Source organism: Moraxella nasicaprae (genome assembly GCF_025643275.1).
In the GTDB taxonomy this organism is placed as follows: domain Bacteria; phylum Pseudomonadota; class Gammaproteobacteria; order Pseudomonadales; family Moraxellaceae; genus Moraxella; species Moraxella nasicaprae.
Genome location: NZ_CP089977.1, coordinates 1,799,864 through 1,823,106 on the forward strand (window position 1 = coordinate 1,799,864; position 23,243 = coordinate 1,823,106).

The 23,243-nt window shown below is 43.2% G+C and carries 17 protein-coding genes; 3 read left to right on the forward strand and 14 right to left on the reverse strand.

The window, feature by feature from the left end:
* Positions 1 to 52: 52 nt before the first annotated feature.
* Together LU297_RS08510 and LU297_RS08515 are read right to left on the reverse strand one after the other, a co-directional pair.
* Positions 53 to 1,234 carry a glycosyltransferase family 4 protein gene (locus tag LU297_RS08510; protein WP_263076093.1) on the reverse strand — a complete coding sequence of 394 codons (1,182 nt, stop codon included), beginning with the start codon at positions 1,232 to 1,234 and terminating at the stop codon, positions 53 to 55.
* Positions 1,235 to 1,238: 4 nt separating this feature from the next.
* On the reverse strand, positions 1,239 to 1,727 hold the full coding sequence (locus LU297_RS08515) for a peroxiredoxin (RefSeq protein WP_263076094.1): 489 nt from the start codon (positions 1,725 to 1,727) through the stop codon (positions 1,239 to 1,241).
* Between the two features lie 255 nt (positions 1,728 to 1,982).
* Here LU297_RS08515 and LU297_RS08520 point away from each other — a divergent pair, with 255 nt between their 5' ends.
* Positions 1,983 to 3,296 carry an NCS2 family permease gene (locus tag LU297_RS08520; RefSeq protein ID WP_263076095.1) on the forward strand — a complete coding sequence of 438 codons (1,314 nt, stop codon included), beginning with the start codon at positions 1,983 to 1,985 and terminating at the stop codon, positions 3,294 to 3,296.
* Between the two features lie 55 nt (positions 3,297 to 3,351).
* Here LU297_RS08520 and LU297_RS08525 read toward each other — a convergent pair whose 3' ends face one another.
* Both LU297_RS08525 and queC read right to left on the reverse strand, forming a co-directional pair.
* On the reverse strand, positions 3,352 to 3,936 hold the full coding sequence (locus LU297_RS08525) for a TetR/AcrR family transcriptional regulator (RefSeq protein ID WP_263076096.1): 585 nt from the start codon (positions 3,934 to 3,936) through the stop codon (positions 3,352 to 3,354).
* Positions 3,937 to 4,086: 150 nt separating this feature from the next.
* Positions 4,087 to 4,800: a 7-cyano-7-deazaguanine synthase QueC gene (gene queC / locus LU297_RS08530; RefSeq protein WP_263076097.1), complete on the reverse strand. Its 714-nt coding sequence runs from the start codon at positions 4,798 to 4,800 to the stop codon at positions 4,087 to 4,089.
* Between the two features lie 146 nt (positions 4,801 to 4,946).
* Here queC and LU297_RS08535 point away from each other — a divergent pair, with 146 nt between their 5' ends.
* Positions 4,947 to 5,576 (forward strand): MarC family protein, encoded by a 630-nt coding sequence (locus LU297_RS08535; RefSeq protein ID WP_263076098.1) that lies wholly within the window; start codon positions 4,947 to 4,949, stop codon positions 5,574 to 5,576.
* A 72-nt stretch (positions 5,577 to 5,648) separates the two neighbouring features.
* On the opposite strand, the gene mnmC is transcribed toward LU297_RS08535, so the two are convergent.
* From mnmC to lon, 4 genes are all read right to left on the reverse strand, one after another.
* Positions 5,649 to 7,526, reverse strand: a complete 1,878-nt coding sequence (gene mnmC / locus LU297_RS08540) for a bifunctional tRNA (5-methylaminomethyl-2-thiouridine)(34)-methyltransferase MnmC2/FAD-dependent 5-carboxymethylaminomethyl-2-thiouridine(34) oxidoreductase MnmC1 (RefSeq protein WP_263076099.1) — start codon at positions 7,524 to 7,526, stop codon at positions 5,649 to 5,651.
* A 2-nt stretch (positions 7,527 to 7,528) separates the two neighbouring features.
* Positions 7,529 to 7,828, reverse strand: coding sequence for a YciI family protein (locus LU297_RS08545; protein ID WP_263076100.1), 300 nt, complete (start codon positions 7,826 to 7,828; stop codon positions 7,529 to 7,531).
* A gap of 162 nt (positions 7,829 to 7,990) precedes the next feature.
* Entirely contained in the window at positions 7,991 to 8,593 is a 603-nt protein-coding gene (locus LU297_RS08550) for an inner membrane-spanning protein YciB (protein WP_263076101.1), read from the reverse strand.
* Positions 8,594 to 8,902: 309 nt separating this feature from the next.
* Positions 8,903 to 11,338, reverse strand: a complete 2,436-nt coding sequence (gene lon / locus LU297_RS08555; protein WP_263076102.1) for an endopeptidase La — start codon at positions 11,336 to 11,338, stop codon at positions 8,903 to 8,905.
* A 323-nt stretch (positions 11,339 to 11,661) separates the two neighbouring features.
* Between lon and LU297_RS08560 the strand changes: the two genes are divergently transcribed.
* Positions 11,662 to 12,975 (forward strand): Na+/H+ antiporter family protein, encoded by a 1,314-nt coding sequence (locus LU297_RS08560; protein WP_263076103.1) that lies wholly within the window; start codon positions 11,662 to 11,664, stop codon positions 12,973 to 12,975.
* 88 nt (positions 12,976 to 13,063) lie between these two features.
* Here LU297_RS08560 and LU297_RS08565 read toward each other — a convergent pair whose 3' ends face one another.
* From LU297_RS08565 to rpoD, 6 genes are all read right to left on the reverse strand, one after another.
* Positions 13,064 to 14,299: a magnesium and cobalt transport protein CorA gene (locus LU297_RS08565; protein WP_432806289.1), complete on the reverse strand. Its 1,236-nt coding sequence runs from the start codon at positions 14,297 to 14,299 to the stop codon at positions 13,064 to 13,066.
* 137 nt (positions 14,300 to 14,436) lie between these two features.
* A complete protein-coding gene (locus tag LU297_RS08570) occupies positions 14,437 to 18,342 on the reverse strand; it encodes an AAA family ATPase (protein WP_263076104.1) in 3,906 nt (1,301 codons plus the stop codon).
* An 18-nt stretch (positions 18,343 to 18,360) separates the two neighbouring features.
* Positions 18,361 to 19,671, reverse strand: a complete 1,311-nt coding sequence (locus tag LU297_RS08575) for an exonuclease SbcCD subunit D C-terminal domain-containing protein (RefSeq protein ID WP_263076105.1) — start codon at positions 19,669 to 19,671, stop codon at positions 18,361 to 18,363.
* A gap of 53 nt (positions 19,672 to 19,724) precedes the next feature.
* Positions 19,725 to 20,018 carry a YbeD family protein gene (locus tag LU297_RS08580; RefSeq protein ID WP_263076106.1) on the reverse strand — a complete coding sequence of 98 codons (294 nt, stop codon included), beginning with the start codon at positions 20,016 to 20,018 and terminating at the stop codon, positions 19,725 to 19,727.
* Between the two features lie 62 nt (positions 20,019 to 20,080).
* The gene (locus LU297_RS08585) at positions 20,081 to 21,235 is read right to left on the reverse strand and encodes an AAA family ATPase (RefSeq protein ID WP_263076107.1); all 1,155 of its coding nucleotides are present in this window, start codon (positions 21,233 to 21,235) and stop codon (positions 20,081 to 20,083) included.
* Between the two features lie 103 nt (positions 21,236 to 21,338).
* Entirely contained in the window at positions 21,339 to 23,231 is a 1,893-nt protein-coding gene (gene rpoD / locus LU297_RS08590; protein ID WP_263076108.1) for an RNA polymerase sigma factor RpoD, read from the reverse strand.
* Between the last annotated feature and the right edge of the window lie 12 nt (positions 23,232 to 23,243).

Sequence of the window (23,243 nt, forward strand, 5' to 3'; positions counted from 1 at the left end):
TTGTCAAATGGTTTTTATAAAAAGTTTATAACTTATTGATTTTTATAAATTTTTATTCTTTTGATAAGCAGACGGTGAGTTTATCATATTTGTCTTTATTGACCAATTTACAATAAGGGCATAATGATTGATACACCGCCAAAGTCTCAGCAACCATCTGCTCGACCACATATTCATGGGTCATGGCAGGTCGAATACGGTTGGATAGTTGAAATTTGATGGCTTTGCACAGGGCGATGGCACTTTGCTCTTTAACCAAACCTTGCGGGAATAACGCACTTAGAATGTCAGCAAACGCTCCTTTTGCCCAACCGATGACAGGCGTACCCAAATGAATGGCTTGCAATGCTGTCATGCCAATACTTTCTGGACGATTGGCAAGTGCCAGTACAACATTGGCGGAGGCCAGCCATTCTTTTTTATCCACAGGATTGCGACCAATGAAAGTGACGCGTTTGTCCAGATTTAGTGCGTGCAGCCGCTGCAAAAATTCTTCATAAAAGACACATTGGGTCTGTTTATTTTCTGGGTCTTCGTCCATGATGATGATGTGGATATTTTCAAATTTATGTTGTAGATTTCCTAAAATATCAACCAGCCATTCCTGCCCGTATTGATTGCCAATCGGTGTAGGGAATAACAACCATTTTTTGTGTTCCAATTCTGGATATTGGGCAAATACTTGATGCAGCCAATAGACTGAGGAATGATGTCGGTAGGGATATTTGCGAACATCAACACCACGAGAAACGCAGACCAGCTGTCTGTCATGTTTTTTGGTTAATTTTTTAAGAAAATAATTTTCGATACTTTGTGAAGCACAGATTAACACATCAGCATCAAAGATTGCTTTACTATATTGGTTTAATGGATAAAATCCATACAAGCTACTGACGATTTTTGGGCGATGCTCTACATTGATATGACGCAACGCCCAGTGCAGCACCCATGCAGGCGTGCGAGAATGCACATGAATGACATCAGGGTGATGGGTGTTAATAATGCGTCTTAACGCCCAAATATGCCGCAATGCCCACCAGCTTTTTTTGGGCATATCCAAGCGATAATAATCTGCACCATCACGAATCAGGCGAGTAACCAGCTCATCATCTTCATCAGCGGAGGCAATGACAACCGACTCATGCCCTGCCTTGATGAGTGCATGAGAAATGGCGTAAACACCTCGTTCAGACTCATCGTGTTTGAGCGATGAACACAGCTGTAAAACTTTCATAAAATTAAATGGCGGTTTTTAGAAAATCAAGCAGGTTGGTCAGGTGTTCTTTGGCTTTGACATTGCGAAAGCTACCAATCATTTGACCATTACCATCAAATACAAAAGTTGAACGCACAACACCCAGATGAGTCTTGCCATACATCATTTTTTCTTTGATGACATCAAAATGCTGGCATAATGCTTCATCGGTGTCGCTGATGAGGTCGATGGTTAAAGCGTGTTTGTTGATGAAGTTTTGGTGTGATTTGACCCCATCTCTGGATATGCCAATCACTCGGTAGCCAAGCTGTGACAGGGTCTTGATTTCTTGGCTAAAATCGGTGGCTTGAACGGTGCAGCCTTGTGTGTTGTCTTTGGGATAAAAATATAAAATCAGCCCCTGTTTATCTGCACAGATTTCATCAAAATTGGTTTGGCAATGCGTGCCATCAGCTTTGACCAGATTGACAGAAAAGGTAGGTAGGGCGATGTTTTCTTGGGTGTTTTTCATACAAAAATAAGTAGATAAATTGGTGGTTATTCTACCGCTAATTGGTTGGCGGTGCGTTGATTTTTTACAAAAAATTAGGGCTATTTTACAAATGAATACAAAAATTTGCAAATGATTAAGTTTTTATTTGTAATTCTTTGGCATTTTCAGTAAAATTAGCGGATTTAATTGATTGTTAGGGCTTGCGATTGTTGTTACATCGGCTGGTGTGATGTGTCAATGATGGCAAAATTTTGTTAATTCTTTGGATTTGTCATGTCTTTATTTTCATTTTTGCAGGTTCAAGAGCGTGGTTCATCAGTTCGTCAAGAAGTGATTGCTGGTCTAACCACTTTTTTGGCGATGGTCTATTCGGTCATCGTAGTGCCAAATATGCTATCACAAGCAGGATTTCCTGCTGAGTCGGTGTTCATCGCAACCTGTTTGGTGGCTGGCTTGGGTTCGATATTGATTGGATTGTGGGCAAATGTGCCAATGGCGATTGGCTGTGCGATTTCGCTGACGGCATTTACTGCGTTTAGCTTGGTGCTTGGGCAGGGTGTCAGTGTACCTGTGGCGCTGGGGGCGATTTTTTTGATGGGTGTGGTGTTTACGCTCATCTCGGTCACAGGCATTCGTGCGTGGATTTTGCGTAACTTACCTGCCTCAATCGCTCACGGAGCTGGTATTGGGATTGGTTTATTTTTGCTATTGATTGCTGCTAATGGTGTGGGGTTGGTTGTGGGCAATGATGCTGGATTGCCTGTCAAAATGGGGCAGTTTACCTCCTTGCCTGTGATGTTGTCATTGCTTGGCTTGGTGGCAATCATTGGTCTAGAACGCCTAAAAATCAAAGGCAGTATCTTGTGGGTCATCATTGCTATTACCGCCATTGGACTGATTTTTGACCCACAGGTCAAGTTTACAGGTTCTATCCTAAAAGTGCCTAGCTTTGGTGCAGAATCGCTGTTCATGAGCCTAGATGTAATGGGGGCGTTGAATACGGCGATTTTGCCAGTGGTATTTGCATTGGTGATGACGGCGATTTTTGATGCCACAGGTACGATTCGTGCGGTGGCAGGACAAGCCAACCTGTTGGACAAAGATGGTCAAATCATCAACGGTGGCAAGGCACTAACTTCTGACTCACTGGGTAGCATTTTATCTGGTGTTTTTGGAACTGCTCCTGCGGCAGTGTATATCGAGTCAGCAGCAGGAACGGCTGTCGGTGGCAAAACAGGCTTGACCGCCATTGTGGTGGGTGTGCTGTTTTTGTTGATGTTGTTTTTTCAGCCATTGGCGTTCTTGGTACCAAGTTATGCTACTGCACCTGCGTTGATGTATGTTGGTTTGCTCATGCTGAGCAATGTCTCAAAACTTGATTTTGATGACTTTATCGGAGCAATGAGTGGTTTGGTGTGTGCTGTTTTTATCGTACTGACCGCCAACATCGTGACAGGCATCATGCTTGGTTTTGCAACTTTGGTATTAGGTCGCTTGATTGCAGGTGAATTTAAGAAACTTAATATCGGTACGGTGCTGATTGCCATTATTTTGGTGGCGTTTTATGTACTTGGTTATGCCATCTAATCTAAGTATAGCAAGCATCAAAAAACCCTGTCGCATGGCAGGGTTTTTTATTTGACTAAAACAAGGTGATGATGTGCTGATAGATGCGTTGTCGATGTGTTTCATCGGTGGTTAATAAGTCGTCCAACCAAGCACCATCAACGGCATAGCGAATGACGGCAAATTTTGGGTCGCCATCGGTTGTCTCAAATTGGCGTAGTTTTTGATTGAGCCAGTCCTGCCATTGTGCCTGCATTTGCCCATCAGCATTGATGACCTGACGCAAATTTGCCCAAGCACTCGCCATGCCAATATTAGGGTCATAAAATAGCACATCAAGATAAGACCGAGTAAAGATACCCGCCTGCTTGGGGTTTTGGTTAATTTTTGCCAAAATCGCTGTATTTAGCTGTGCGATGAACAGTCCAATGACCGCAGCAATCAGCTCTTCTTTGCTTTTAAAATGATGAAATAATCCGCCTTTGCTGGTGCCAGCGTGGTCAGCGACTTTTTGCATGGATAGATTGGCAATGCCTTCTTTGACCATCAGGTTTTTGGCGGTCAAAATTAGGGTGTGTCTGAGTTGTTCTGGATTGTTTTTGCGTTTTTTTGGGGTATTTTGATGTGCTTGATTGTCATCAAATAAAGTGTCTGCTTGCATTGATTTGCCTTAAAAATAAAAAACCATCTGGTCGGTATTTTATAAAAAAAGCAACCAGATGGCAAGCGTGATGATGGGTTTGATGATTGTATGGATGTCGTGTGATTGCTAAATCGACACCAAAAACCAATCATCTGCAATCCATCAAGGCTAAGACAAATCTTGATAGCGAGTTTGGTCAGCCATGCCTGCTTCTAAAAATCCTTGCATACGCAAATGACAGCTGTCGCACGCACCACATGCACGCCCAGATTCATCAGCACGATAACAAGATACAGTCTGTGCATAGTCCACGCCAAGCGATGAACCTAATTGTAGTGTTTGTGCCTTTGATAAGTGCTGTAAAGGAGCAATGATTTGCAGGCGGTTGCCTTGTCTGCCAGCCACCGTTGCTAGGTTTGCCAAGCGTTCGAAAGCCTCGATGAAATCGGGACGACAATCAGGATAGCCTGAATAATCCACCGAGCTGACACCGATGACGATGTGGTTGGCTTGGGAGACTTCCGCCAATGCTAACGCATAAGATAAAAAAATCGTATTACGAGCTGGTACATAAGTGATGGGGGCAACCTGAGCCTCGTCACTATATGTGGTGTTTTCATCATAATTTGGCACAGCAAGCGTTTCATCGGTCAAGGCAGAGCCACCAAGCTGAGCAATGTCAATATCAATAATGCGATGCTCCACGCCAAGACTGCTGGCAATATTGATGGCACAGTTTAGCTCGCTAGAATGTTTTTGACCATAACGAAAACTTAGGGCAATGACTTTATCAAAATGAGATTTTGCCCAATAAAGGCAAGTGGTTGAATCCAGTCCGCCTGAAAATAGTACAATGGCGGTTTGTTGATTGGTTGTTTGCATAAGTGTATTTTGCGATGAAAATAAACTGATAAAGATAGCTTATTTTGTCTTGCATTTCAAGAATTAAGCACGCTGTGCTGTATAATTTTTCAATAAATTTATGTTATAATGACACTTTTAGATATATTGGACTTGGTTTTTTGGTCATGGATACAGAAATTATCAAAATTATTTTGGCACTACTTGTGCTGATTAACCCTTCTGGTGCATTGATTTTGTTTTTACATTTTACCAGCGATTATGATTTGGTTAGTAAACGCAAAGTGGCACAGATTGCCTGTTTGACGGTGTTCATCACGATTGCTTTTTTTGTGCTGTTTGGACAGTCTATCTTAAACGGCTTGGGCATTTCTTTGGGGTCGTTTCGTGTTGCAGGCGGGGTGTTGTTATTTTTAATCGCACTTAGCATGATGAGTGATGGCAAAAACCCTGTCAAACCAAAAGGCGATGAAGTTGCTCAGGAAGTATCGCACTCGCTTGGTATTGCGGTTGTGCCACTTGCCATTCCGATGATGATTGGTCCAGGTGGTATCTCAACGGTCATCATCTATTCTGCCCAAATGCAAACCATGATGGATAAGATGACTATTATTGTGGCAGGCTTGTGCATCAGTTTATTTTGCTATTTGTCTTTGATGGCGGCAGAACGCATCAGTCGCTTGTTGGGCGATACAGGACTGAGTGTCATCAATCGTATCATGGGCATCATTTTGGCAGCATTGTCTATCGAAATCATCGTGTCTGGCTTGCGTGCCATTTTCCCCATGTTGGCTTGATGTGAAATTTGATAAAATTAAAAAAATCCCTCGATAGGCTCATCGGGGGATTTTTTATTGGGCAAATCATGCTCAATCTGCCGTCAGAGGTGTTTGTAATCTGGGGCGATTTGGGCTGATTTTTTTGAGCAGTTCTGCATCAATAGGTAGGATACCACCTGTGATGATGTCTGCCAAAATCTGTGAACATAGCGGAGCAAAACAAAAACCCTTTGACCCCATGCCGTACATGGCATAGCGTTTATCATCATCGCCAATCATGCCGACAATGGGGTGATAGTCGGGCGTCTGAGCTCTGATGCCAGCCTTCCCAAATAAGGGTTGATGGCTGATTTGTTTGGCAATCTCTGGTAGGGCGTGTGTCAATTTATCTTGATTAAACTGATGTTCTTCATCATACACACCATCATCTGTGCTATTTCGCACAAAACTTGCCCCAAATAATAGATGTGTTTGATTGTCTTCATGAAACTGCCCACAATAGCCGTCATATTTAATCGGCGTGCTGGGTAGTTGATGATGTTCATCATTCATCGCTACCCAAGATAATTGCCCACGAATTTTGCGACAAACAAACAACTCGTCAGACAAGGTATCGCTTAAAAATCCTGCACAAATCACCACATGGTCGGCTGTGATGTGATGTGTTTGGCTGACAAGATGAGCCTGTTGGTCGTCTGTGTTGATGTGGTGAATCGCTGTTTGCACAAAATGAATATTGGGCTGTTTTTTGATGGCTTGATAAATATTAGCAGGGCTAAGCAGTCCACCCATTGGGACATGGCAAACGATGTCAGCCGTTGGATAAAGATGTGTGTCTATTTGATGAATCAGTTCATCTGGATAGGGAGCGATTTGTTCGGCTCGTTTTTGGGCGGATTTTTGGCTGGGCAACAAAAAGTCAATCACGCCCGTTTCTTCAAAGACCGACTGGTCGGTATTTAGATGGCGATAGACTCGCCAAGCATACAAAAATCCCACTGTGGATAGATGTTGATGAGCAGTTTGAATCAGACTAAGTTTTGGAGCAAACAACGCTCGTGGATTGCCTGACGCACCGCTCATTGGTGGATTTTGGTCAATGAGTGTGATGTGATGTCCACGCTTGGCAAGTGCATCAGCCAACATCACACCACTGATACCAGCACCAACAATGGCGATGTGCTTGGGGTGTTGTTGCGTTAAAGAGGACGGGGTGTCTTGATGGATTGTGGCGGTCAGCATTTCTCTTTTAAAGCCAAAGCCTTTGGTTTTTTTGACCAAAAAACCTGCCGCCATCAAACCACGCCGAACAAATCCTGCTGCGGTAAAAGTTGCCAAAGTTGCCTGATGATGGCAAAGTTTGGCAATCAGCTCAAATAATTCATCAGACCACAAATCGCTATTTTTACTGGGGTTAAAACCGTCTAAAAACCACGCCATCACACCGCCAGTCCTCCCCAGCATTGTTTGGGTCTCCAAGAGAGTGGTCAGGCTTTGTTTGGCATCGCCATACCATAAATCAAGTGTGATTTGTTCGCTGATGTGTAAGCGATGACAGCCCATCATTGGCAAGGGATAATTATCCAGCAAGGCATCAATCCAAACACTGGTATCGTCATTTCGCCATGTAAAAAGAGCGGTGCTCAAATCTGATTTGGATAGGGGGAATTTTTCGGTGCTGATAAAATGCAGATGAGCGTCTTTGGGGGCGGTTTGTTGCCACAGTAGGCAAGTCGCCAAAAAATTTAACCCTGTGCCAAAACCCGTCTCAGCAATGACAAATCGACTGCCTGATGGCAAATTGGCAAATCGATTGGGCAAATCATTGCCTGCCAAAAACACATGATGAGTCTCATCAAGCCCTCCTGCTTTTGAAAAATACACATCATCAAAGATGGGAGAGGTGGGGACAAGATGACCTTGTGCGTCTGATTGCCAGTCGATGACGGCTTGCTCAATGTGATTCATGACTAATCAATTTTTGGTAAGGCTTGTACAAAAGGCTTAATATCCACATGACTATACACCCCTGCTGTGATGTAGGGGTCGGTCTCTGCCCATGCCTGAGCCGCTTCTAGACTATCAAAATGAGCGATGATTAGACTGCCGCTCATGGCAGGTTCTGCGTGTTTGATGGGGGTGGGGCCTGCGATGACGAGACGATTTTGGGCATCTAAGGCGGTCAATCTTTCGATATGAGCTGGGCGTGCTTGTAGGCGTTTTTCGGTGCTGTCAGCAACATCATATCCGATAATGGCAAACAGTGGCATTGATTTCTCCTTGTAATTCACTGGTGTTTGATGTGGTCTAAATTAAGCATACCAAGCCAGCTTGTATGGTGCAAAAACCTTTGTGGCAGATTGCCTTGATGTGTCAAGAGTGGCTTTTGGCGATATGCTTATTTCATCATTTTTTTATTGATGATAAGGTGTTTATTGGATTTTTAGATGTTTACGCATCACAAAAAACATGATAATCATAAAGGCAAACATTACCATCATATCGCCAAAAGCGGTAAACTCGCCCCAATACTTACCATCAGCAAAAACAAAAGCAAAGAAAGTATGTAAAACTGCCATCAGGACAAACAGTCCCACCCAAGCTAGGTTTAGGCGTTGCCAGCCTGCTTTATCCAGCTCAAATACTGGGGTAAATAGCTTTTGGATAATAGGCATTCTGTCTTGATTAAACCAAGGCGACAACAGTAAACCAATGGCAAAAACAGCATTGATGATGATTGCTTTTAGGCGGATAAAATAATCATCGCTTAATGCCAGCGTAATGCCGCCAAAAACAACCGTCATCAGCAAAATAAACCATTGCTGCTTATTTAAGGAAAATTTTTGTTGAATGAATAAAAAACCATACACGATGATGCTGGCAATCAGCAAGCCTGCGGTGGCGGTCAAGGTGTGGTTATTATCCACGCCAGCCCCAAAAATCTGCAATAAAGGGTGGCTGGTGTCTTTTGGGTCGGTGGTTTTATATAAATAAAAAAAGACAAAGAGCGGAATGTAGTCAAGTAGGGCTTTCATAGATTTTGGTACGATTAAAAAACCATCATTTTACACGCTTTTGGGGGTAAAAGTAAAACAAAATACCATGCGTTTGGGCTGATGAATGAAGATGGGTGTTTGATGGCGATATTGAAGGAGTTTATTGTGATGGTAAAAACGACTTACCTATCTTAAAAATCTGCCAGCAGTCAATCAGGCTAAGGTTTTGATTTAGTTAGCATAGGATTGTGGCTTGTCTTTTTTTAAAGACTTAATGATTAAAGTTTGAATGAAGCACAAAGAGTTAATAAGCAAAACCCCACCATCAGGCAGGGTTTTGTGGGCAGATTAGTTTTTGAGTGTTTGCTCATCTGTTTTGCTTGCCACGATTGGTTTTAGTGGCATTAAAGGAGCGATTAGAGCGGCTTTTAATACCTCTTCAATCGTCTCCACAGGTTCGATAATCAAGCCTTCTTTGACATTGTTGGGAATTTCTGCTAAGTCTTTTTCATTGGACTTTGGAATCAGTACATGCTTGATACCACCACGATGAGCGGCAAGCAATTTTTCTTTTAGACCGCCAATGCGTAGCACTTTGCCACGCAAAGTAACCTCGCCAGTCATTGCAATATCAGCACGAATGGCAATGCCAGTCATCGCAGACACAATGGCGGTGGTCAGGGCAATACCTGCCGATGGACCATCTTTGGGTGTAGCACCCTCTGGGATATGAATGTGCAGGTCGGTATTCTTAAATTTTTCATATTCAATACCAAAACGCTCTCCGCCTGCTCGCACCACACTCATGGCGGCACGAATAGACTCTTTCATCACATCGCCCAAAGAACCTGTGAACACCAGCTCGCCTTTGCCTTGCATGGTGGCGGTTTCGATGGTCAGTAGTTCGCCGCCAACTGAGGTCCAAGCAAGTCCTGTGATACGACCAACCTCGGGTTCTTTTTCTGCCAAGCCATAATCAAACGGTTTAACACCCAGATAGTCATGAATATTAGCATCTGTGATGGTCAGCGTCTGAGCTGGTGCGGTGGCTGATTTTTTGCCTTTGGTTTTGGGTTGGTTTGCGTCGTGTTCAACGGCAGTGCGCACCGCTTTTCGGCTGATTTTATTGATTTCTCGTTCCAGATTTCGCACACCAGCCTCACGAGTGTAGTGACGAATGATGCTGGTGATGGCTTCATCTGTGATGTTAAGCTCATCTTTATTTAGCCCATTTTGCTCCAAGGCTTTTGGCGTTAGATAGTTTTGGGCGATGGCAAGTTTTTCATCTTCGGTATAGCCAGGCAATCTGATGACTTCCATGCGGTCAAGCAAGGCTGGCGGAATGTTCATGCTGTTGGCAGTACAAATGAACATGACTTGCGATAAGTCCAAATCTAGGTCAAGATAATGGTCATTAAAGCCGTTATTTTGTGATGGATCTAGGACTTCTAACAATGCTGATGCAGGGTCGCCACGAAAATCTTGTGCCATTTTATCGATTTCATCGAGCAAAAATAGCGGGTTTTTGACACCGACTTTGGATAAAGACTGTACAATCTTACCAGGCATGGCACCAATGTAGGTACGACGATGTCCACGAATCTCTGCTTCATCTCGTACGCCACCTAATGCCATACGCACAAACTTACGCCCTGTGGCCTTGGCGATGCTTTCGCCCAGTGAGGTTTTACCCACACCCGGAGGACCTACCAAGCACAATACAGGACCACAAATTTTTTTGACACGAGATTGTACCGCCAAATATTCTAAGATACGGTCTTTGACATCGTCTAGTCCATAATGGTCTTTATCCAAAGTTTCTTTGGCTTTATCCAGATTGATGGAGACTTTGCTGGATTTATTCCAAGGGGTGTCCAAAATCCACTCCACATAGCCACGCACAACAGACGCCTCAGAGGAGGTCGCTGGCATCATTTTGAGTTTTTTGAACTCGCTTTCTGCTTTTTTGCGGACTTCGGTAGGTAGGTCGGCTTCTTTTAGACGGTTTTCTAGTTCGTTGTCATCGTCATCAGCACCATTGTTCAAATCAGAAAGCTCATTTTTAATGGCTTTCATTTTTTCGTTCAAAAAGTATTCTCGCTGATTGTTTTCCATCTGCTTGCGAACCGTGTTTTGTAGTTCGTTTTCGATGTTGCGTTCGGTTTTGCTGCTGATGAAATATTCACTGACGGTGGTGAAATTTTGGGCAAAATCATCGGTTTCTAGCAATGCTTGTTTTTTGTCCAACGCCAAAGTGGTGCGAGTGGCGACAAAATACATCAACTCTAATAAGTCATCAATCTTGCTGGCAACACGCACCAATTCTTTGGCATTTCGCAAATTGTTTTCGGCATAATCCTCAAACAGCTCCAACAATAGGTTTTTGTGTGCCGTGATTTCATCTTGGCTAAGTGTCATTAGCACAGGAGCGGCTTGATATTGAGCAAATAGGCTGTTGGTATCAGTATCAATGATGGCTTGGTTGAGCTGCGTTCTTTCTAGACCTTCAATCAGCACTTTTAGACAATTTTTGTCCGAATCGTGCGGTATGGTGCTGATGATACGGCAACGAGTGCCAAATTGGTACAGGTCTTGAATGTCAATCTCTTCGCTGAGCGAATCTTTTTGGGAGACGACCATAATTTGCCCATCGTATTGTTCTTGGGCAAGTTCGATGGCATTGACCGACTGTTTTCGACCGACAAATAACGCAATCTGCATTTGTGGATAGACGACCACATCACGGACAGCCAGTAGGGGTAATTGGGCTGGTGCATTCATCATTGTTGTTCCTATTATTATTTATGATATCCGCTTTATGGTGGCATTGCCAAAAAATACAAGTGTTTTCTTGGTGCTGGGGCTAAAAAAATCATCAATCATCTGGCGATTTTTTGGAAAAAAGCATGAAAACAAACCAAATAAATCTTACCAAATATTTACCCCAAAGTTACAATCTTGTGCTATTTGGGGTAAAGATATTATGTAAATGATTGAATTATCATGTTTTTTAATAATGCTTAATGCTTGATAAATTGTTATAATACTGTTTTTTGCCCATAGGTGTATTTGGGCAATGATTTGTGACATAAAAAAGAGTAATTGTAATGATAAATGCTGTATTGCTTGCCGTCATTGTGATGGTGGGATTGTCGCTTTTGCGAGTGCATGTGGTGCTGTCTTTGGTGATTGGTGCATTGGTTGGCGGATTGATGGCAGGGTTGTCAATTCCTGATACCTTGACCGCTTTTCAAGATGGTCTAAAAAACGGGGCTCAAATTGCCTTGTCTTACGCCATGCTTGGGGCATTTGCGATGGCGATTGCTCATTCTGGATTGCCAAAACTGCTTGCCAATAGCATGATTGATAAGATTAAGCATGGGCAGGGCAGTAGCATCAAGTGGGTACTGTTTGCATTGTTGGTGCTGATGGCGATGGCAAGTCAGAATATTGTGCCTATTCATATTGCGTTTATTCCATTGGTTGTGCCGCCATTATTGATGGTGATGAATGGGCTAAATCTAGACAGACGAGCGGTGGCGTGTATCTTGACCTTTGGTTTGGTCAATACTTATATGTTTATTCCTTATGGATTTGGCGATATTTTTCTTAATCAAATTATCCTAAAAAACATCAATGATGCAGGCATGGCAACAGGCGATGTATCCATGATGCAGACGATGGCGATTCCTGCACTAGGTATGCTTGTTGGTCTGTTGATGGCGGTTTTTGTCAGCTATCGTAAGCCAAGAAGCTATCAAATGATTACCCCAACCACCAGCATTGAGAATACCAAGACGGTCAAAGGTGCTAATGTCATCATCGCTTTATTTGCCATTGTGGTGGCGTTTGTGGCACAGCTTGCGACTGATTCGCTGTTGATTGGCTCGATTGTTGGTTTTGCGGTATTTATGGCGACAGGCGTGGTCAAATGGCGTGATGCTAACGATGTATTCAATGATGGCATCAAAATGATGGCGATGATTGGCTTTGTGATGATTTGTGCCCAAGGCTTTGCCGAAACAATGAAAGCCACAGGGCAGATTGCCCCTTTGGTCGAGTCAGCAATGCAGATGTTTGGCGATAATAAAGCCTTGGCAGCATTGGTCATGTTGCTGGTGGGTCTGATTGTAACGCTGGGCATTGGTTCATCATTTTCAACCGTACCCATCATTGCCAGTATCTATGTGCCACTATGTATGGCGATGGGATTTAGCGTGCCAGCAACCATTGCATTGGTTGCAACCGCAGGTGTGCTAGGTGATGCAGGCTCGCCAGCGTCTGACTCTACGCTTGGTCCAACAATGGGTCTTGATGCTGATGGTCAGCACGACCACATTAAAGATTCAGTAATTCCTACCTTTATCCATTACAATATCCCGCTCATCATTTTTGGCTGGATTGCAGCGATGGTGCTATAAAAAGTGTTTTTGATAAAAAATCCGCTCAACAACTGGGCGGATTTTTTTGGTGTTTGTGATTGATGATGAGAAAAAATTGATGATGTCATCACAGCCAGCCAGCTTTACGAAACTTTTGGTATAAGAACAAACAAATCGCAATCACCGCACCCACGATGATGAAATAGGCGTATTTAAAATGCAGCTCTGGCATGTAGTCAAAATTCATGCCATAAATACCTGCCACCGCCGTTGGTACAGCAGCGATACCAGCCCAAGCAGCAAGTTTTCGCACCACATCGTTTTGCCCCATTGTAACCATCGCCATATAGGTATCCATCGCCACTGACAGCATTTCATTTAGTCCATTGACTGCATCGATGGAGCGTAGTAGATGGTCGTTCACATCACGAAAATAAGGCTTGGCAGCGGCAGGAAATGCAGAAACGAGCTCGTTTTTTTTGTGATTGATGAAAAAATTACAGACATCTTGGACGGGTAAGATGACCGCTCGCATGTGTACTAATTGAGATTTTAGCTCATACAGGCTTTTTAGGGTAGATTTGCTAAATTCGTACGAAAAAATATTGCGTTCTTGTTCTCTTAAATAGTTGCCCAAACGGTCGGTAATCGGCAAGTAGTTATCGACAATAAAGTCCATGATGGCGTGCAGGACAAAGATGGGTCCTAGTCGCAGTTTTTCTGGTCGTCGATGGCAATGCTCACGCACAGGGGTGTAGGAGTTGGACGCACCACGACGAATGGAGATGATGAAATTTTTACCCATAAAGACAGCGGTTGTGCCATAGCGGATTTGGTTATCTTCAAGTTTGGCGGTACGCACGACGACAAAGATGGTGTCATTGCCATAGCTTTCAACTTTTGGGCGTTGGTGGTCGGCAAAAGCATCTTCTAGGGCAAGTTCATGCAAATCAAAGGCATCTTGGACTTCTTGCACGGTTTCAAAACTGGGGTCATACAAACCCAGCCAGATGAATTGACCGTTATTGGTTAAGGCACGACTGACTTCGCTGATGGCAAGTGACTCGATGGGCATGCCTGTTTTACGAGAGTAGGAATAGCAAACGATGGTTTCGTTATCGCCTGATTGCTCAAAATCTTCCAGACGGTCAGCATCAGGGTCATAGACAGTCATCGTCTCAAAGGTATCTTCGTCTGTTGCCTCAGAGTCGCCATAGATATAACTGTCTTGGGTGTCGTGAAAGGTTTCTAGACTTTCTTCTTCGTCCTCATCTTTCTCATTGTCCAGTTCTTCTTCGTAGTCGTGAGCGGTCAAGGGGGTTGCTTGTTGTTCTTGGTAATCAAACTCTTCGTTTTTTTGCATCATATTACCCCTTGTGTTTGCCAATATCATATGCCTTTGAAAAAGCATGCCCAAAAAAGCTAGATTATAGCAAGTTTTGTCATCTTTTTCATCAAAAAAAGACACATAATTTGACCCTCTTTGTATTTCATTATGTGTCAATTAAGTCGTCTGACACCAGCACCGCTCATGATGCTACTACCGCCTGCTTGTTTTTCAAGCACAATTTGGGTGTCAATGCGTTCTTTGAGGCTGGCGACATGACTGATGATGCCAATGCTTTTACCATCTTGTTGCAATTCAAAGAGTGTATTTAATGCGATGTCCAGCGTGTCCTCGTCCAGCGTACCAAAACCTTCGTCCAAAAATAGCGAATCAATATGGATTTTGCGACTATTGATTTGTGACAAACCAAGTGCTAATGCCAAACTGATGATGAAACTTTCGCCGCCTGATAAGTTCTTGCTGCTACGAACCGCACCGCCTTGATGAATATCCATGACAAGCACTTCTAGGGCTTTTGGGTTGTCGCCATCGTGCATCAAGACATAGCGGTCACTCATTTTTTTGAGTGCTTCATTGGCGTGATACAGCACCAAATCAAGCGTCAGACCTTGTACAAAGTTGCGATATTTTTTGCCATCTGCTGAGCCAATCAGAGCGTCTAGTTTTTCCCAGATGGCGTTATGCGTGCCTTGTTCTGCGATTTTTTCGGTCAATCTGACCTTTTCTTCACGCTGATGTTGCTCATAAGTTTGCTGGTTGCTTAGCTCGCCAATGCGTTGATTAAGCCGACTTTGTTCTGCCTGCAAAGCGATGATTTCATTGCCTAGGGCATGGTTATCTTGACTGGCTAGTGCTGGGTTTTGTGCCAACAGTTGAGCCTGTTTGTGCTGACTGTTTTGTAAGCCGACACGGATTTGTTGATGAGTTTTTTCCAAGATTTGTGCCTGTGATGATAATTGCTCAAAACTTTCATCATCAAGGCAAGCCGCCAAAAAGTAGGTCTCGTCCGCAAAATCAGACAAAGCCAGCCGTTCTTCAAAGTCAGTTTTGCTGGCATTGATTTTGTTGGCAAGTGTTTCTCTTAATTGCGTACCATGCTCAATATCTGATAATAGTTTATTTAAAATATCTAAACTTTTTTGATGCTGTTCTTGATGTTTATCTAAGGATTGTTGAGCCAGTGTGATGGCAGATTGTAGCTGATTTTCCACCTGTTCGCTGTCATCATCACCAAATAAAGAATGCCGCTCCCAAGTCAGCTGTTGATACTGATTATCGATGGCTGATAAAGCGGCTTGGCTTTCTGTGATTTTTGGCAATAGGGCAGACAGTCTGTCTTGCTGCTGTGTGCATTGGGTGTTTAGCTTGGCAAGCTGCTGATTGGCATCTGCTTTTGTGCGAGCCAAAATCTGCTGATTGTCATGGATTGATGTTAGTTTTTGCTTAATGTTTTCAAGTTGATTTAGACAATCAAGAGTGAGTGTTTCATCAAAAATCAGTCGGTAATGTTGTAGATTTTGAGCAAGCTGTATCCAATCATTGTTTGTGTTGCCTGATGGTAGATTGATTAGCTGTTCTTGAATATGATGGCAATATTGATTGGCGTTATGCACCAAACTTGGCAAAAGAGGTGTGATGCCAAATTGCTCTGGCAGATTTATGCCAAGTTTGTGCAGATACAAAGCAAGTGCGTCAAGATGTGTGCTGATGCCTTGTTGGGTGCTGGCTAATTGTTCCATCATTTGCCCTCGCAGGGTTTGCAGGCGTTTTCCCTCATCTTCAATGCTGTAAATCTTGCTTTCATGAAGCCTAATGTTGGCGTCGGTCTGCATTAGAGCATGAATGCTTTTTTGAGCGTCATCGATGATTTTTGTTCGTTGTTCATTTTTTCTTAATATTTCATCAAGTTTGACCATGACATCATCTTTGGGCGGCAGATTGCCGGCAACATGAATTTGCCAAATTTGGCTCATTTGTGCGTGTAGGGCTTGCTGTTTATTTTTTAAATGGGTTTGCTGGTCTTGATGGTTTTGTGCATCGATAGAAAGGCAAATTTCCTTTTTTTCTAACAAAATCCATTGTTCTTGCAGTTGAGTTAGTTCTTGCTCTTTGGTGCTAAGTGCTGTCTGAGCTTGCTGTATGTTTGTCTGGGTTGCATGAGGTGGATTATCCTTATATGGATGATGGTCTGAACCGCACAAAGGGCAGGGCTTGCCATCTTGCAATTCGTCAAACAAAGATTGTAGATGAACGATTTGTTTTTGTTGCTCGGCAATCTTGGCAAGTAGTTTGTATTCGTGCTGAGCATCTTCTATGATTTTATGTAGATTTTCTTTATCATTTTTTAGGGTTTGTTGCTCAATGCTTAATTGGGATAATTTGACATCAATGGTGTTTTGCTCATCATCAAGGTTGTGATATTGCTCATAGATACGCAGAACATCTTTGATATTTTCTTCAATATCATGCTCGGTATTGGCTGTTTTTTGCAGTAGATTTAGTGCATTTTGATAATCTGATGTGGTTGGATTTTGTATGGTGTCATCAAGATTGAGTAAGCCATTAAGCGTCTCAACAAGCTGTATCCGCTTGTTATGGTCATGGTTTTTTGCTGTGCTAAGCTGTTTGTGTTCATCAATCAGTTTGGCTCTTTGGGTAAGATTATCCAGCAGGTCGCCGCCCAAGCGATTGGCTTGCAAGATATTCTTATCCAGCTGCTCTATGTGGTTTTTTAGCTGAACAAAATCAGCCTCATATTGATTGATATTATTTAGCAGATATTTAATATCCGTATCATCTAGACTTTGTTTTTTGATGTCATCAAGCTGTGATACGATGCGTGCTTGCTCCTGTTGAGATTGAGTTAGTTCTTGCTCGGTTTTGGTTTTTTCTTGGATTTGTTCATGCAAAATGCCACTGATATTGGTTTTGTTTTGTTCCACCAGTTTTAATTGACCATCTAGGCTACGAACTTGGGCGATGATGGGTTTTTTGGCTTCGTAGGCTTGTTGGCAGGCGTGTAGCTGTTCTTTGGCAGTCTTGAATGCCAGTCGCTGGTGTTCGTGGGTCTGTTTGATGGGTTCTAATGCATTATTTAGCTGATTAAGTGATTGATTTTGCTCATCATATTCTTGTTGATGTCGTTGATATTCTTGATAGATGGGCAGGATTTTTTGGGCAGATTTGGCGGCATCAAGTTTTTGCTGATTAAAAGCAAAGGCATCGATTGCCAGTTGATTTTCGGTCAGTTGTCGATGAAAATCTTCAATTTCTTGACCAAGCGTCTGATAAGTTTGCCAAAGTCTTTGTTTTTCTTGGGTATTTTGAAGCGTTTGAGCAAGTGTTTTTTCTTGTCTGCTAGTATCGATAAGTTCTTGATTTAATTGATGAAATTCTTCATCGGTCAAACATTGAATTTCATTAAGTTGAGCGGTCAGTAGTTTTAGTTGCTGATTTTGAGCCTTGTTTTTTTCAAAAGCCGCCTTGCTGATGTCCGCATAAATCTGCGTGCCTGTGATTTGTTCCAAAATCTCACCACGGTCTTTGGCATCAGACTGCAAAAACGCTGCAAAATTACCCTGTGCCAACATCACAGAACGGGTAAATTGCTCCTTATTCATGCCCAAAAGTTCTTCAATGGCTTTTTTGACCTGATTAGCTTTTTCTTCTAAGATTTTGCCTTCGTTGTCATCAGGGTGTTTTAGTTTGGCAAGCTCTTTGCTGACGGCTTGCAGTTTGCCATCAGCTTGTTGTTTGGCACGCTTTTGCGACCAAAATGCCCGATAAATCTGCCCATCAATCTCAAAAACCACTTCGCTGCTGCTGTGTGCTGTACCGATACTCATCAGCTCATTTTGTGTGGCGGAAATATTGTCAATACGAGGTGTTTCGCCATACAATGCCAAGCAAATGGCATCTAAAATGGTTGTTTTTCCAGAGCCTGTGACACCTGTGATGGCAAAGATGGCATTACCATAAAAGGCAGGGTCGGTAAAGTCGATTTGCCATTTGCCTTTGAGTGAATTGATGTTTTCAAAGCTAAGTTTTAAAATTTTCATGATATTTTGCTTGGAATATTATTTGGTGTCCGCATCGTGCATTTCTTGAAGTAGCGTTTGGTAGGCAAGTTTTAAGGCTTGCTTTTCCTCATCGTCCAGCTCTTCTTTGGCAAGCCTTTGTTCAAAAATTGCCAGCTCGTCCAATTCTTGCAGACTGGCGTTGAGTTTATTTTTTTGTAAGCTGCCTTGATATAGGGTCTTATTTTTTAGCGATAAAACAGCCAACTGACTGCCATCAAGTAGGGCGGTCAGCTGACTTCGTAGATTGGCGATGATTTTTTTGCCTGTGTATTCCACTTCAAGCCAAACAGATTCGTTTTTGGTTTTAAGGACATCAATTTGTGTGCTGATTTCGTCCCAATCACCCCAAATTTTTGCCAAATTTTGGAAAATTGGCACAAAGAGCGAATGAATCTGAATGTCTTGATTGTCTTGAAAATCAATCAATAGTACCTGCTTTTCTCGCCCAATTTCGCCAAACCCCATGGCGATGGGTGAGCCAGAATAGCGAATTTGGGTCTTGCCAGCCACTTGCTGAGCGGCATGAATATGCCCCAAAGCGACATAATCAATTCGCTCATCAAAAATCGCCCCACTGATTTGCCCAAGCGTACCAACTTGTAAATCTCGCATGCCATCATCATCTGAGGAGATGCTTGACCCAGCAGCGAATAGATGACCTGTGGCAATGATGGGAATGTGTCGTTGAGTTGTTTGTTGCAAGGCTTGTTGCTTTTGATGAGCCACCTCAAATAATTGCTGATAATGATTGGCAACGCCTTGCAGTAGTTGGTTGGTTTTTTGTTGAATGTCTTGGGCTTGACCACTGGTGCGTACATCACGGTCTCGCAGATAGGGCACAGCCATCACGATGGCAAGTGGTGAGCCGTCTGTATCTGTCAAGGTCAGCACTTCATCGCCAATATCATCGCTGATGTGCCCAATCACTTGGGTGTTTAGTACACCAAGCACTTCTTTGGTTTTTTGGAGACTGGTGGGCGAGTCGTGATTGCCAGCAACGATGACGATGTGCTTGATTTGATTGCGATAAGCATGAGCCAGAAATTGATGATACAGTTGCTCGGCACGATTGCTGGGCGTGCTGGTGTCAAAAATATCGCCAGCAACAATCAAAATATCGACTTGATGAGCGATGAGGCTTTGGTTTAACCAATCCAAAAATTTGGCAAATTCATCATAACGAGCTTGACCGTGTAATAATTTACCAAGATGCCAGTCGGCAGTATGCAAAATCCGTAACGCATTTGCTGGCTTGGCGATGGGTGTGCTGGTGTTTTGGGTGCAAAAATGGGTTTTGATGTTCGACATAATCGTTAAGTTAGCAAAAAGGCTATCCAGATGAGTATGGATAGCCTTAATAATCAGACAACAGTGCGGACAGTTTTGGCGGCAGCAAGTGCTGCATAGAGTCGGTTGACTTCTTCGGCACAGCGTAGATGTAGCGTGAGTTTGAGTGCATAAAAACGATTGGTTCTAGATGCACGCATCTGAATGCTGGCGGCATCAAATTCTGGAAATAACTCTGCCAAAATGAGCGTGACTTCGCTTAGTAGGGTTTCTTTTTCGCCTTCATTGCCGATGATGCTCATTGGGTAATCCATCGGAAATTGCCATAAGTCTGGATTTTGAATGTCGGTACGAATAGGGGAGTTCATAATTTTTCCAAAGTGCCAATGATGTCTTTTATTTGGGGGATTGAGTGCTGTTTTTCAAGTCATTAGCCTACAAAACCAAATCCGCCTTTTTGTTCCACCGCTCGTGCTGGAACATTGTCCAAATTGGTCAGTTCGGCCAAGGTCATTGGCTGGCTGATGGCGTGGGTTTGGTTGATTGATGCCAGATATTGATTGGATTTTTCGATACTCAACTTATCAAAATGATATTCAGCAATCAAGCGACCATGTCGCAGTAGGGCGTGATCAACATTGGTCAAATCAGCATTAAAAGTACAGATGAATTGACATTCTAGCACATCGGATAAGATACCATCGGCAATATTTAAGATGGTTGAGACCACATCTGAGCTATTTCCACCACCAATGCGTTCTCTGATGTAATTTTCACAATCTTCTAATACCAGCACCGAATTTTTGTGGTCAATGAGCATGGACATGAATTGAGGTTCTGCTAATGCTCCAATGAGATTGTTTGGCACAAAGATGAAATTTTTGGCAGGAATTTGGGCGGTCAGCCATTTGATGTAGTTGGTTTTGCCAGAGCCTGCCACGCCATGCAGTAATACCAAGCCTTTGTTGCCATGTGTCAAACCGTGTTTGATTTTTTGGTGAACGGCAGCAAAATCATCGTTGTACATCGTGGTCAAATCAATCGCCAAAGGCTTGATGTGATGGGATTTGAACACCAAATCTTGACCTTCTTTGAGCAATAAAGAAATCTTGGCATCTTGTGAGGTGTATTTTTCCAAATAGGCATCAAAGAATCGGCGAATGTTTGCCAGCACCTTTGGCTGATGTGATTGGTAGGACAAACGAACCACGGATAAATAGCCAGATTCTAAAATGATTTTGTCATAATCTGTGCTTAAATCTTCATCCAATAATAAGAAAAACTCATAATCTGGGTGAAAGTAGCATAATTCGCTGGCATAAAAAGTTTGACTGTGCCTGTCAAATTCCACCACTTCAAAATCAGTGCATTGTACAAAATCTTTTAGGTGTGATTTTTTGATGACGATTTCATCGCCACGAAAATTGATGGAGGCAAGCAACGAGCCTAATAATTCCTCAAAGGGCGAGTTGGTGGATTTTACTTTGTCGCACAACTCTTGGGTGACAAGATGGCATTGACCATCGATGTAATGTTCACTGATAATACGGCGAGGGCGATAAAATTTGGATTCTAATAATTTCATAACCAATTTAGAATATTTAATATTTTTATAAATGAATATAATAGATTAGCCTGTTTGATTGAACAGGCTAATTTAAAAAAACTACCAGACAGTCGCTGTCCAATCAATCATTTTCAAGGAATGAACGCAAGTGTTCTGAGCGAGATGGGTGGCGAAGTTTACGCAGTGCCTTAGCTTCAATTTGGCGAATGCGTTCACGGGTAACATCAAACTGTTTGCCCACTTCTTCAAGCGTATGGTCGCTTGGCATATCGATACCAAAACGCATTTTTAGCACCTTAGCCTCTCTTTCGGTCAGATTGTCCAGCACTTCACGAGTTGCTTCACGAAGCCCTTCTGCGGTGGCGTTCTCAATCGGACTAGAAATGGTATTGTCCTCAATAAAATCTCCCAAGTGGCTATCTTCATCATCGCCAATGGGTGTCTCCATTGAGATGGGTTCTTTGGCGATTTTTAGGACTTTACGCACTTTGGCCTCGTCCATGTCAAGGCGTTCACCCAATTCTTCTGGTGTTGGTTCACGCCCCATTTCTTGTAGCAGTTGGCGACTGACACGGTTGATTTTGTTAATCGTTTCAATCATGTGCACAGGGATACGAATGGTGCGAGCTTGGTCAGCAATCGAGCGGGTGATGGCTTGGCGAATCCACCAAGTGGCATAGGTTGAGAACTTATAACCACGACGATATTCAAACTTATCCACCGCTTTCATCAGACCGATGTTGCCCTCTTGAATCAGGTCAAGAAATTGTAAGCCACGATTGGTGTATTTTTTGGCAATACTGATGACCAGACGAAGGTTTGCTTCGACCATGTCTTTTTTGGCACGGCGAGCTTTTGCTTCCCCGATTGCCATTTGGCGAGCGACTGCTTTCATGTCCTTGATGTCCATTTGCAAATTTTGCTCATGGCTGAGGATTTTTTCTTGCAGGACAATCACCTCTGGCATGACTTTGGCAAGTGTTTCAGCAAAGGCAGGCTGACCCTCGATGCGGTGCGATAGCCATTCGGTGTTGGTTTCGTTGCTTGGGAAGGTTTTTTTGAATTCTTCTCTTGGCATACGACCACGACGAATCACCAAACGCATGATTTGGCGTTCGGTATTGCGTACATCTTCATAGACTTCACGCATCAAGTTCATCACTTGGTCAGACAGGCGGTTATTGAGTTTGATGAGCATGAAGTGATTGGCAAGCTCATCATAGGCAATCTTGGCTTTTTTGCTATTGCGACCGTGTTTTTGTAGAGCAAGCTGAGCTTTGTCGTACAAAACCTGCATTTCTTCGAAACGAACACGAACCTCTTCTGGGTCTAGGTTTGAGTCATCGCTATCGCTGTCCATTGGCTCATCGCCAACATCATCATCGTCCAAATCATCGTCCAAATCGTCAGAGATGCTGCTTGTGCTATTCTCTTTTAGGTCAAGCTCAGTCTCTTCGTGTGGGTTAAAATCGCCATCATCATTGCTTAAAAAGCCTGAAACCACATCAGAGATTTTTTTCTCGCCCGTCAAGACTTGGGCGTATTCATCTAAGACAAATTTGACCGTACCAGGCCAGTACGCCATGATGTACTGCACTTCACGAGTGCCTTCTTCGATGCGTTTGGCAATGGCAATCTCGCCATCACGAGACAGCAAATCCACCGTACCCATTTCACGCATGTACATACGCACAGGGTCGGTGGTGCGTCCTGGTTCGGTCTCAACCGATGCCAGTACAGCAGCCGCTTCGTCAGCCGCCATCTCGTCATCACTACCTGCATCTGTCAAAATCATGTCATCATCATCAGGGGCGACTTCAAATACAGGAATGCCCACATCGGTCAGCATCTGCACAATGTCTTCAATTTGGTCGCTTTCGGTGACAGAATCTGGCAGTTGGTCATTGACCTCCGCATAAGTCAGATAGCCTTGCTCTTTACCCAAACGGATAAGCTCAGCCAGTTGAGATGAAGATTCGTGGTTGTCTTCGCCATTGAAATGATGATTGGTCATAATAATGCTCTT

Bases quoted from the DNA above. Each gene is read 5' to 3' on its own strand.
- LU297_RS08510 (WP_263076093.1), bottom strand. From the start codon at position 1,234: ATGAAAGTTTTACAGCTGTGTTCATCGCTCAAACACGATGAGTCTGAA.
- LU297_RS08515 (WP_263076094.1), bottom strand. From the start codon at position 1,727: ATGAAAAACACCCAAGAAAACATCGCCCTACCTACCTTTTCTGTCAAT.
- LU297_RS08520 (WP_263076095.1), top strand. From the start codon at position 1,983: ATGTCTTTATTTTCATTTTTGCAGGTTCAAGAGCGTGGTTCATCAGTT.
- LU297_RS08525 (WP_263076096.1), bottom strand. From the start codon at position 3,936: ATGCAAGCAGACACTTTATTTGATGACAATCAAGCACATCAAAATACC.
- queC (WP_263076097.1), bottom strand. From the start codon at position 4,800: ATGCAAACAACCAATCAACAAACCGCCATTGTACTATTTTCAGGCGGA.
- LU297_RS08535 (WP_263076098.1), top strand. From the start codon at position 4,947: ATGGATACAGAAATTATCAAAATTATTTTGGCACTACTTGTGCTGATT.
- mnmC (WP_263076099.1), bottom strand. From the start codon at position 7,526: ATGAATCACATTGAGCAAGCCGTCATCGACTGGCAATCAGACGCACAA.
- LU297_RS08545 (WP_263076100.1), bottom strand. From the start codon at position 7,828: ATGCCACTGTTTGCCATTATCGGATATGATGTTGCTGACAGCACCGAA.
- LU297_RS08550 (WP_263076101.1), bottom strand. From the start codon at position 8,593: ATGAAAGCCCTACTTGACTACATTCCGCTCTTTGTCTTTTTTTATTTA.
- lon (WP_263076102.1), bottom strand. From the start codon at position 11,338: ATGATGAATGCACCAGCCCAATTACCCCTACTGGCTGTCCGTGATGTG.
- LU297_RS08560 (WP_263076103.1), top strand. From the start codon at position 11,662: ATGATAAATGCTGTATTGCTTGCCGTCATTGTGATGGTGGGATTGTCG.
- LU297_RS08565 (WP_432806289.1), bottom strand. From the start codon at position 14,299: ATGCAAAAAAACGAAGAGTTTGATTACCAAGAACAACAAGCAACCCCC.
- LU297_RS08570 (WP_263076104.1), bottom strand. From the start codon at position 18,342: ATGAAAATTTTAAAACTTAGCTTTGAAAACATCAATTCACTCAAAGGC.
- LU297_RS08575 (WP_263076105.1), bottom strand. From the start codon at position 19,671: ATGTCGAACATCAAAACCCATTTTTGCACCCAAAACACCAGCACACCC.
- LU297_RS08580 (WP_263076106.1), bottom strand. From the start codon at position 20,018: ATGAACTCCCCTATTCGTACCGACATTCAAAATCCAGACTTATGGCAA.
- LU297_RS08585 (WP_263076107.1), bottom strand. From the start codon at position 21,235: ATGAAATTATTAGAATCCAAATTTTATCGCCCTCGCCGTATTATCAGT.
- rpoD (WP_263076108.1), bottom strand. From the start codon at position 23,231: ATGACCAATCATCATTTCAATGGCGAAGACAACCACGAATCTTCATCT.